Origin of the sequence: Alienimonas sp. DA493, from assembly GCF_043951915.1 — a bacterium.
GTDB lineage: Bacteria > Planctomycetota > Planctomycetia > Planctomycetales > Planctomycetaceae > Alienimonas.
The window spans coordinates 1-9,819 of record NZ_JBINJD010000185.1; the positions used below are offsets into that span (position 1 = coordinate 1).

Below are 9,819 nucleotides of genomic sequence, written 5' to 3' on the forward strand. Positions count from 1 at the left end.
GAAGGCCGACCGGGACAGCCCGAAGTCCGTCAGTTTGGGGACCCCCTCGCCGGTCAGGACGACGTTGCCGGGTTTGATGTCCCGATGCACGACGCCGGCCGCGTGGGCGCGTCCGACGGCCTCGACCACCGGGAGCAGAAAACGGACCTCCTCCTCCGGGCGTTCGACGGCGGCGTCGCGGTCCGTCCCTCCCTCGTCGTCCCGCGGCCCGTGCCGCTTGCGGAAACGATCCCGGAGCGTTCCGCCGGAGGCGAACTCGGAAACGATGTACCCGACCGTGGCGCCGTCGCCGGAGCCGTCGAACCGCTGCCACGGACGCTCCCGCCGCAATAAGTCTCTCAGGGGATCGGTCAACGGCGTCCGGTCGGCCCGGATGACGGCGACGATGTTGGGGTGGTTCAGCCGGGCGGCGGCCCGCGCCTCGCGGAGCGCCTCGTCGACGGCGGACTCCCCGTCCGTCCCGGCCGGCGAGGGGGCGAACAGCTTGACCGCGACCGGCCGGAGCAACTGCTCGTCCCACGCCCGGAACACCACGCCGAACCCCCCGCCGCCCAACCGCTCCTCGAGGACGAACTCCGCGAGTCGGGGCCTCTCCGCGGGGGCGTCCGCGTCCATCCGCCACGTGGCGTCGTCCTGTCCGGGGTCGTCCCGGGGGCCGGAACCCGCCGCCGTCGTTTCGCCGACCGAGTCGGTCTCGCGCTCGCTCAGGACGCGTCCGGACCCGAGCCGCACGGTCCGCCCCCCGGCCCCGCCGGCGGTCCGTCCCGCCTCGGCCCGAGTCGCGACGTCGGCCGTTTCCCGGAGACGGTCCGCCGGCCGTCGGGCGCGGCGGCCTGCGTCGGGGGCGGCGGCCCCGATCGACTCGCGGTGCGGGGGACGGCGGTCGGTGGACATTCCGATGGCACGGCGGTCCGAGATCGGGCGGATGCGACGCCCCGTACGGACTCGACGCTACCGACCGGGGGGCGAAACGGGAAGGGGGTCCCGGCCGCGCGACGCGGCGCCGGGGGCCGTGATCCGGCCTTCGACGATCCAGAGCCCGCGGACGCCGTCGACGGTCGTGCCGGCGACGGCGCCGAGGGTGTCGCCGTCCCGCACGTAGAGGCCGTTCCACAATTGCTCCGCGTCGGGCGCGGCCATCGCGAACGGCGAACTGCCGCGGGCAAAATTGCGGCCGGTTTCGTCCGCCGTCCAGACGACCATCCGCCGCACCCCGTCGCCGGAATCCACCTGCGCCGACAGCGCCAGCGTGCCGCCGTCGAGCTGAACCAGATCCGGCGCCCCCGCGTACGTCGGCGCCGGCAAGGGCGTCGCCAGCGCCCCCCACCGCCGGTCGCTCGCCCCGCCGATCGGCCACGCCTGCCGGTCGGTCAGGTTCACGATCACCGGCTTGAACTTGCCGTGCAGGCCGTTGTCCTCGATCGCCGCCAGCAGTCGGCCGTCGCGGGTTTTCAGCGGCGCCGGCATGCCGTCGCGGTGGCCGGCGCGGAACGACGCCGCCCGGGCTCGCGGCGTCCAGGTCGCGCCGCCGTCGCGGCTGCGGAGGACGGAGATCCGCTGCTCGTGCGACCGCGGGTAGGGTTTCTCGTCCGCGAAGAACACCAGGATGTCGCCGTCGTCCTCCTGCAGACCGGCCGGCTCCCACATCGGCCCGCCGCCGTAGAGGCGACGCGGCGCGCCCCAGGTTCGTCCGCCATCCTCGCTAAACGCGACGGCGATCCCGTTGTCCTGGGAGGCGTCCCCCTCGGCGCGGCCGGGACGCGCGTCCCGTTCGTTGAACAGATACAGGACGCGCCCGTCGGCGAGTTCCAGCAGCTCCGAGTTGGTCGCCTCGCCGTGCGCGAAGGCGGCGACCTCGACCGGCGCGCTCCACGTGCGGGCGTCGGCGGACGTGGACGCCATGACGCGGCCGCGCTGGGAGAAGCCGGCGACGAAGCGGCCGCTCCGAAGTTGCACGACCCGGCCGTAGTAGCCGCCGGCAGCGACGAGCGTGAGCGTGCTCTGGTCCCACGCGACGCCGGGACCGGTCTCGGCGGACGTTCGGGCCGGGGGCGTCTGGGCGAGGGCCGCGGCGGGGCGCGGGCCGACGCCGCACGGCGCCCAGAGGGCGACGCAAGTCAGGGCGACGGCGGTGCGTGCGAACGGGGCGGCGGGGCGGGACACGGCGCGGGCGTGACGGGAACGACGGGGCGGACCGGGCCGCGGCGGGGTCGGGACGACCGCCCGGCGGCGGCCGATCAGCGTCGCCCCGCCCGGCCCTGTCAACAGGGCGGCGTTCGGACCGCTCCACGAGACGGCGCCGCCCGGCCGGCGGCGGTCGTCGGGAACGGGCGCGACGTCGGACTGCGGACGCGGAGACCGGCCGGGCGTGCGCGGCAGCGGGGCGGCCGCGTGAGGAACGACGTTCCTGGCGGGCGCTGGGAGGGTCCCGCCGCTCACGACCCTCTGTCGGTTCTCCGGCGAGTTTTCCGGCCGACTTCGGTTGTACGCCGCCGCGGACGGTTCCGTGCAGGGCGCCCCCCGCGACCCTCGCCCCGGCGGGCGTGGGACGGATCGGGGCCGACGGCAGGGGCCGCGTCGCCCGCCGAACTACGGTCCGATGCGACACGTGCGACACTCACGTGCGGGGGGCGGGGCCGTGTTTCCCGAACCGCCGTCTCAGGAACCACGCCCCCCGTCGGACTCTCACCGCGGTACATTCCGGCCGGCGTTTTCCTGTGACGACCGGACGGAGCCGTGACGACCGACGAATTGACGACCACCCGGCAAAGGCGCTGGGCGCTGTGGTGGGGGCTCTCGCTGCCGTGGCTGATCTGCTGGGGGCTGCTGTGGACCGTCACGGAGGTCACGCCGGACCCGTCGGTCTACTACCTCAGCGTGAACGGCATCGCGTCTCGGTCCGTCGGCCCTGATCTGACCGGCCCGGCTGTCGGCTTCGAGCGCCGCAATGGCGTCAGCGCTCCGAAACCGGAGACGCTGGGCGGACTCCGGCGACTTCACGTTTCTTGGAATGAGGGCCGGGTCCGGGAGGCGTTGTACCCGGCGGACCCTCGTTCGAGAATCCGTTGGCAGCCTCCCTTTGAGTCCCTCAGCGAGCCCGAAGGGTCGGAAGCGTTGGGGGCGCTGTGGAAGACGGGCGGAGGGGCGGGGGGCCGATATCTTCTCGCCACGGTCAGCCTGCTCTGGCTGCTGCCGTTCCCGCTGCTGTGGTCCGGCTTCAATCTGTGGCGGTGGGTCCGGGGGGGGCGGCGGACGACCGCAGAGTCTCCCGGCTCCCCCATCCGCCGGACGTGGCGCCTGATCGGCGCCCTCGCCCTGCCGTGGGGCGTCTGCTTAGGCTTGCTGGGGTTGCTCGTGGGGCTGACGCCGGACCCGACGCCGGGGTACGGCCCCCAGCGTGGATTGGAGACGACAGGACTCGCGGCCAGGCTGCTGACCGACCGCTGGCCCGGTCATCCTCTGTCCGTCTACCTCTGCTGGAATGTTCGTGAGCAGTACCGGCGGTTGTTCGATAAGAGCCCGGGGGCCGCTCCGCCCATCGACGAAGACCTGACCCAGTGGCCCCGGGCCGGAGTGCTCTGGTCGCCCCCGTCCGGGCCGCCCCCGCGGACCGCGGGTCTCGTCCTCAGCCTCTGGTGGCTGCTCCCGGTCCCGCTGCTGTGGAGCGGCTTCAACCTTTGGCGAGGTGTCCGCCGCGGGAGCGATCCATGACCGACGCCCCGACCACCACCGGCCGCCGGACGTGGCGACTCGTCCGCACCCTCGCTCTGCCGTGGGTCGTCTGCGGCGGGCTGCTGTGGGCTCTGTGCTCGCTGACTCCGGATCCGAAGGCCGGATGGGTCCGAGGCGGCGACCCTGAGAACTGGGGGACCCGCGGCCTTTCGGCCCGGTGGACGACCGATTCCCTCGTCGTCGGCGACCTTCACCCGGCGGCGGCGGCCGTCGTCTGGAACGAGCGGGGCCTCGAGCGATTCCTTGCGGACGGGGGAACTTCGGGCGTGAAACATCGGGTGGCCGGTTGGCCCGCGTTCAAACTCGCGGTGTGGTTCGACCGGGGCGCCGACGGGTCCTTTTGGGCCGCCGTCGTCGGCCTCTGGTGGCTGCTCCCGGTCCCGCTGATCTGGTCTGCCTTCAACCTCTGGCGGTGGGTCCGGCGGGGGAGCATGCAATGACTGACGCGTCGACCAGCATCCGCCGCCGGGTCTGGGCGCTCGCGTGGCGTCTCGCCCTGCCGTGGGTCGTCTGCGGCGGGCTGCTCTGGGCTCTGGTCGCGCTGACGCCTGATCCCAATCGGCAACCCTTCCTGGACCACGCCTCCCGTAGCACGGGCCTCGCTGTCAAGGCGGCGACCCAAGGCGTTCCCGACTGGCACCCCGTCCTCATCGTCGCGGAGTGGAATTCCCGGGCCAGGTCCGAATGGCCGGCGCCGATTGGGGAGCCGCCGACCTCCGAGCCGTCCTATGGCGGCTGGGAATCCGGCGCGATTGGCTGGGTTTGGGGTTCGGCACCGTCGGGAACCTATCTTGTCGGACTCGTGAGCGTGTGGTGGCTCCCGCCGTTCCCGCTGCTGTGGAGCGGGGTCAACCTCTGGCGGTGGGTCCGTCGCGGGAGCGAAGGATGACCGAACTCCCGAACACCGCCGGCCGCCGGGTCTGGGCGCTCGCGTGGCGTCTCGCCCTGCCGTGGGTCGTCTGCGGCGGGCTGCTCTGGGCGTTGGTCGGGATGACGCCGCGGCCGGCGATCTATTGCCCCGACGGGGCGAGCCTGGCGCTCTCCCCTCAGACGGGCCGGGAGACGGGCTTGGAAGCCGCGTTCGATCACCCCGGGACCGCGTTCGTCCCCGCGCCGGGGCCGCCCGTCGTCCCGCCGCTGTTGCTGTCCTGGAACGTCGCCCCGCTGCGGGAGAGCCTGACACCCAAGCCGCCCTCGCAGTTCCTGCCGGAAATGGAGCGGCTCCGCGACCGCCTCCGGGACCCGCTGGCGCCGCGGCGGCGCGCCGTCCCGGCTCGGCGGCCGGAGCCGGCGAAGACCTTCACCGGCGGGGGCGGGCCCGTGACGCTGGGGGCGTTCTGGCGGACCGGCGGCGATCCGGGGAACCGCTACCTGCTGGCCACGGTCAGTCCGGTCTGGCTGCTCCCCCTCCCGCTGGTGTGGACCGCGTTCAACCTCTGGCGGTGGTTCCGTCCCGGGCGCCAAGGATGACCGAAACGCCGCCGACCACCGCCCGCCGGACGTGGGCGCTGACATGGCGCCTCGCGCTGCCGTGGGTCGTCTGCGGCGGGCTACTGTGGGCTCTGGTCGGGCTGACGCCGGAGCCAATTGAGTACAGTTGGACTGGATATTTTCCCGGCGTCTACCGGGGCCAGTCTTTAGACGGCGGATTGGCTGCCGGCATAGAAAACAGGAGAATTAGTCCGCACCCGATCAGATTGGCCGTGGGCTGGAGCTCCGACGGCTACAACGACAGTCCCGGTCGCGGGACGGATTGGTCGTCCGAGAGATTCGGATTCGCTTTCGCATCCGACCGGCACGACGGCGAATGGCTCTGGTGCGGTTGGCTGAGCCTCTGGTGGCTGCTCCCTCTCCCGCTGCTGTGGTCCGCGTTCAACCTCTGGCGGTGGGTCCGCCGGGGGAATTGAACGTCGGTCGCGGGCCCTTGCACCTCCTTCCGAGTCCTCGATACGTTCCCATTTGCAGGCGTTTATCCCGCCGCATGAGGCGCTCGCCCGTATGCCCCGCCCCCTCGTCGCTGGACTGCTCGCGTCCGCGATCCTCGCTGCGGCCCCCGCCGCCCCCGCCGCCCCCGCCGGCATTATCTTCGACTTCAACGACCTTGGGGCCGACGCCCTCGACGGCGGCCTGTCGCTCAACCTCACGGCCGGCGGGATTACCGCCACGGTGACGGCAAATCAGGGGGCGCTCGCCGCGGGCAGACGCGACACGTTCGGCGTGGACATCTCCGGCGGCACGGGCGATACCTTCTTGCACGCCGCGTCGGCGCCCGGGTCCCCGGGCGGATCGAGAACAGGCGAGGCCGACGCGATCTCGCTCGCGTTCGATCAGGACGTAATCTTCGACGCGATCTCGCTCAACGCCTTCACGTCCACGTCCACGTCCGGGAGCGAGGGGCCCGACACCGCGTTCCTGCAAATCGGGTCGGCCGCCCCGATCACGCTGACGGCCGTCCCCGGTTCGCTGGGGGAGTTCAGCGCCATGTTCGCGGACTCGAATTTCGTCGCCGCCGGGGAGTCGGTCGTGCTGACCGCGGGCTCCTCCGGCTCGTTCAGCTTCGACAGTTTCACGGTCAGTTCGGTCGCCGCGGTTCCGGAGCCGGGCGCTTGGGCGCTGGTCGGGATCGCCGTGGCGGCCGGCGGACTGCGACTCCGCAGGCGTCAGGCAACCGCCCCCGCCTGAATTGCGACGCCGGACGCACCGTCTCGCGGGCCTTCGTCCGGGCCGATCCGACGGGGGGAAACCGCCGGACGGACGAATTCCCGCTCCCTCGCGGCGGGGCTGCCCCCGGGCCGGGGCTTCTACTGCCTGCGGTCGACATTTCGCACCCACGCCGACGCCGCCCGCGACCAACCCGCCGCCGACCTGATCATGGGCCACGCCGACGAGAGCATGGCGGCGATCTATCGCCAGACGATCGACTGGAGCCGCCTAGGCGCGGTCGCGGAAGTCGTCCGGGAGCGGGTTCTCCCGGATTTCTCGCCGCCGGGGGAGGGCGAGAAAACCGAGCCCGGCCAGATCAGGGAACGCCAACGAGAAAGGTCTCGTCAGAGCGGGTGATAGTTGCCGAAGAGGTGCGCGACGAACCCGGCGACGCGGAGGATCTGTCCGCTCGGCCCGTCCGCGTGGGGGTCCCTCGGCCTCGCGACGGCGTCGGCCGCGTCGCCGGGTTCGCCGTCCCCGCCGGCGTACACGTCATGGGCCAGCGAAAGAAGCGGGGCGTTTCCCTCGTCGAGCAAGACGGACGGCATCAGGTATTTCCACCCCCCGACGGTCTTGGCGAGAAACGTTTTCCTCGGCCCGCTCCGGGAGGTTCCACGAGCGGAACCCGTCGATATCCACCGCGGGACGTCCCGGGTCCAGACGACAAGATAATCCGCGTTGAGTTGCGGCACGGAGGAGAGTGCGATCGGGCCGCCGGGAAGGAGCACGTCTGGGGGGAACTCGCCTCTCGTCCAGACTGCGTACGAACCGGACCGGACCCAACGCTCGTGGACCGCGATCGCCCCGGACGCTCGATCGGCGGCCTCGGCGGGGCCGGCCGGCAGCAAGCCCGAGAACAGGGGGAGCGTCGTCCCCGCCGCAGCCGAGGATGCGGCACCGGTCGACGCCGGATCCGTATCGAGATGCGAGAACAGGTCCGGGGGATTGGGGTAGCGGCTCGGTCGGGGCGAGGCCGCCGTCTGGCGCGCGAGGAGCAAATCACTCACGTTAAAACCGTGCACGGCGAGTGCCTGGAGCAGCGGAGCCCCGGGAAGCTGGTCGCCCTTCATCGCCCGCGCGAGCGTTCCGCGGGGGACGCCCAGCGCGTGAGCCGCCTCCGACTGCGAGGAGTAGTGCTCGTTCAGAAGGGCGGTCAACGTCTCGCCGACCAATTCAGGGCTGGGCGGCGGCGGGAGCGATTCGCTCATCGTGCTACGGATAGACGGTTCGGGGACGCCTTGCGAATCCATCAGACCCGAGGTGCCCATATCTGGTCACCGGGCCCGCGTTTGACGACCGACGATAGTTCGTCTTCTACTGCCTGAGAGATGTGGAGGCAGTTGGGTTGTCGTACCACTCGCTTGACGCAGACGTCTCTGTGGGATTTAGTGGGATCCTCGCAGACGCGACTGCGACTGTGAATCGTAACGTGCTACCGCATCGGGAGGCGTACCCCCGCACAAGAGACCTGCCCAGTACCGAGCCGACTCCGATCTGACGCGACGCCCACGGCGACGCAGCTGACCGCGTGCCGCGGCTCCTTTCCGAACCTTCCCCGGCCCGGACGGCCCCCGGGGGCGAGATTGCAGTTTGACCGACGGCACTCGCCCCCGAGGGACTTACCGAGAGACGCCGGGTCGCCCCGCCGTCCCACGACCTCAGCGTACTACGCCGGGGAGAGGGGAACAACGGGCGGCCCGCGCCGCCCGTCCGCGCCCTCAACCCGACCCCCTGAGGTGCAACGATGCCCCCCACCCAACGCGCCGATCCCGGCGCGACCGGGCCGCCCGGCGGCGGCCTGCTGACCGTCGACGCCGCCGCCGCCGAACTCGGCGTGACCGGGCCGCACGTGCGAGTCCTGATCGGCGACGGCGAGCTCCGCGCGATCGATATCGCCCGCCGCGGCGCCAAACGGCCGCGCTGGCGGATCGACCCGGACGAGGTGCTGCGGTTCTGCGAACGTCGGACCAGCGAGCCGCCCGCCCCGCGGCCCCCGCGGCCGCGGCAGCCCGCCCCGGCGGTCAAGGAGTTCTTTTAGGAGGCGGGCGAGCGGTCTCGCTCGGCCCGGGGCGAACCCGGCCGGACGACCTACTCATCAGGCCCCCTCCCCTCGGAGGTTCGGCCGACTTCACCGACGGTCGAACGAATCTCGTTTCCAGAGTTTTCCTCACCGACCCGCACCGCAAAACCGCCCCCGGGGCTTGAGCCCCCCGGGGACGGCGGTCGGGCACGCCGTCTCACCGGCGAAATCCCTTCACGACAACCCCCACGATACCCGATGTCCCGCCCCCGGTCTGCGCTCCAGGACGAGCCCCCCCACGACCCCCTCGCCGAGCAGGCGGTCCTCGCGACCTTCATGCAGGACGCCGACAGCCTCGACGAGCCGCGGTGTCAGTTGATCGAAAAAGACTTCCTGTCGGATCGGAATAAGCTGATCTACAGTGCCGTGAGGGCCTTGCACGCCCGCGGCCGCGCGGTCGACCTGGTCACGGTCGGCGACGAACTGGCCCGCACCCGGACCCTCGCCGCCGCGGGCGGGCTGCTCTACCTCGACGAGGTGGTCGCGTCCGTCCCGAACCTCGGCCGCGGCCCCGACTACGCGGCGATCGTCCGCCGGCGCTCACAGGAGCGGCACCTGCGCTGGCGGCTCGGGGAGCTGCCGGACGCGGGGGCTTACGACGCGGACCTCGTGACCGAGGCCGCCGCGGCGGTGAAGGCGCAGTTCCCGCCGTTGGAGGGCGGCGGCGACTGGGGCGGGCTCGTGGTCCGCACCCTCGCCGACGTGACGCCCGCCTTCGTCGAGTGGCTGTGGGAGGGGCGGATCTCCCTCGGCAAGATCACCCTCATCGCGGGCCTGCCGGGGTTGGGCAAGACTTACGTCACCGTGGACCTCGCCGCCCGCACGTCCGTCGGCCGCCCGTGGCCGGACGGCCGCGGCGCCCCGCCCCGCGGCGACGTCGTGATCCTCAACGCCGAGGACGACGCGGGCGACACGATCCGGCCCCGGCTCGACGCGGCCGGCGGCGACCCGTCGCGGGTCCACGTCCTGGAAGCGGTGCGGGGCCCGGACGGCAAGGAGCGGGGCTTCGACCTCGCGGCGGACCTGGACCGCCTGCGGACGATGCTCCGGAAGTTGCCGGACCCGAAGCTGGTGATCGTCGACCCGGTCAACGCCTACCTCGGCCGGGCCGACAGCCATAAGGAGTCGGAGGTCCGCGGCGTACTCGCACCGCTGGGCCGGCTCGCCGCCGAGTTCGGGGTCGCGGTAGTGTTGGTGTCCCACCTCAATAAAGGGTCGGGGGCCGGGGCGATGGGCCGCGTGACCGGCAGTCTCGCCTTCGTGGGCGCGGCGCGGGCGGCGTGGCTGATCTCCGACGACCCCGC

The 9,819-nt window shown here is 72.3% G+C and carries 13 protein-coding genes; 9 read left to right on the forward strand and 4 right to left on the reverse strand.

What is annotated here, in order from left to right; genetic code table 11:
- The 3 genes from ACG2DA_RS19855 to ACG2DA_RS19865 all read right to left on the reverse strand — a co-directional run.
- The coding region (locus ACG2DA_RS19855) for a protein kinase (RefSeq protein WP_395258055.1) at positions 1 to 615 on the reverse strand (615 nt) is incomplete at its 3' end.
- A gap of 336 nt (positions 616 to 951) precedes the next feature.
- Positions 952 to 2,163, reverse strand: a complete 1,212-nt coding sequence (locus tag ACG2DA_RS19860) for a sialidase family protein (RefSeq protein WP_395258056.1) — start codon at positions 2,161 to 2,163, stop codon at positions 952 to 954.
- A 272-nt stretch (positions 2,164 to 2,435) separates the two neighbouring features.
- On the reverse strand, positions 2,436 to 2,699 hold the full coding sequence (locus ACG2DA_RS19865; protein ID WP_395258058.1) for a hypothetical protein: 264 nt from the start codon (positions 2,697 to 2,699) through the stop codon (positions 2,436 to 2,438).
- Between the two features lie 37 nt (positions 2,700 to 2,736).
- Between ACG2DA_RS19865 and ACG2DA_RS19870 the strand changes: the two genes are divergently transcribed.
- The 7 genes from ACG2DA_RS19870 to ACG2DA_RS19900 all read left to right on the forward strand — a co-directional run bounded on the left by ACG2DA_RS19870 (position 2,737) and on the right by ACG2DA_RS19900 (position 6,792).
- Positions 2,737 to 3,711: a hypothetical protein gene (locus tag ACG2DA_RS19870; RefSeq protein ID WP_395258060.1), complete on the forward strand. Its 975-nt coding sequence runs from the start codon at positions 2,737 to 2,739 to the stop codon at positions 3,709 to 3,711.
- Positions 3,708 to 4,172: a hypothetical protein gene (locus tag ACG2DA_RS19875; RefSeq protein WP_395258061.1), complete on the forward strand. Its 465-nt coding sequence runs from the start codon at positions 3,708 to 3,710 to the stop codon at positions 4,170 to 4,172. Before ACG2DA_RS19870 ends, ACG2DA_RS19875 begins: the two co-directional genes overlap by 4 nt.
- Complete coding sequence (locus tag ACG2DA_RS19880) at positions 4,169 to 4,621, forward strand: hypothetical protein (protein WP_395258063.1); 453 nt, start codon at positions 4,169 to 4,171, stop codon at positions 4,619 to 4,621. Before ACG2DA_RS19875 ends, ACG2DA_RS19880 begins: the two co-directional genes overlap by 4 nt.
- Positions 4,618 to 5,202 carry a hypothetical protein gene (locus ACG2DA_RS19885; RefSeq protein ID WP_395258064.1) on the forward strand — a complete coding sequence of 195 codons (585 nt, stop codon included), beginning with the start codon at positions 4,618 to 4,620 and terminating at the stop codon, positions 5,200 to 5,202. The genes ACG2DA_RS19880 and ACG2DA_RS19885 overlap by 4 nt, the downstream gene beginning before the upstream one ends.
- Positions 5,199 to 5,639: a hypothetical protein gene (locus tag ACG2DA_RS19890; RefSeq protein ID WP_395258066.1), complete on the forward strand. Its 441-nt coding sequence runs from the start codon at positions 5,199 to 5,201 to the stop codon at positions 5,637 to 5,639. Before ACG2DA_RS19885 ends, ACG2DA_RS19890 begins: the two co-directional genes overlap by 4 nt.
- Before the next feature lie 91 nt (positions 5,640 to 5,730).
- On the forward strand, positions 5,731 to 6,414 hold the full coding sequence (locus ACG2DA_RS19895; RefSeq protein ID WP_395258067.1) for a PEP-CTERM sorting domain-containing protein: 684 nt from the start codon (positions 5,731 to 5,733) through the stop codon (positions 6,412 to 6,414).
- Between the two features lie 189 nt (positions 6,415 to 6,603).
- Positions 6,604 to 6,792, forward strand: coding sequence for a hypothetical protein (locus ACG2DA_RS19900; RefSeq protein WP_395258069.1), 189 nt, complete (start codon positions 6,604 to 6,606; stop codon positions 6,790 to 6,792).
- On the opposite strand, the gene ACG2DA_RS19905 is transcribed toward ACG2DA_RS19900, so the two are convergent.
- On the reverse strand, positions 6,780 to 7,607 hold the full coding sequence (locus ACG2DA_RS19905; protein ID WP_395258071.1) for a helix-turn-helix domain-containing protein: 828 nt from the start codon (positions 7,605 to 7,607) through the stop codon (positions 6,780 to 6,782). The two genes, ACG2DA_RS19900 and ACG2DA_RS19905, sit on opposite strands and share 13 nt — an antisense overlap.
- Before the next feature lie 572 nt (positions 7,608 to 8,179).
- Here ACG2DA_RS19905 and ACG2DA_RS19910 point away from each other — a divergent pair.
- The gene (locus ACG2DA_RS19910; protein ID WP_395258072.1) at positions 8,180 to 8,473 is read left to right on the forward strand and encodes a helix-turn-helix domain-containing protein; all 294 of its coding nucleotides are present in this window, start codon (positions 8,180 to 8,182) and stop codon (positions 8,471 to 8,473) included.
- Positions 8,474 to 8,713: 240 nt separating this feature from the next.
- The coding region (locus tag ACG2DA_RS19915; RefSeq protein WP_395258073.1) for an AAA family ATPase at positions 8,714 to 9,819 on the forward strand (1,106 nt) is incomplete at its 3' end.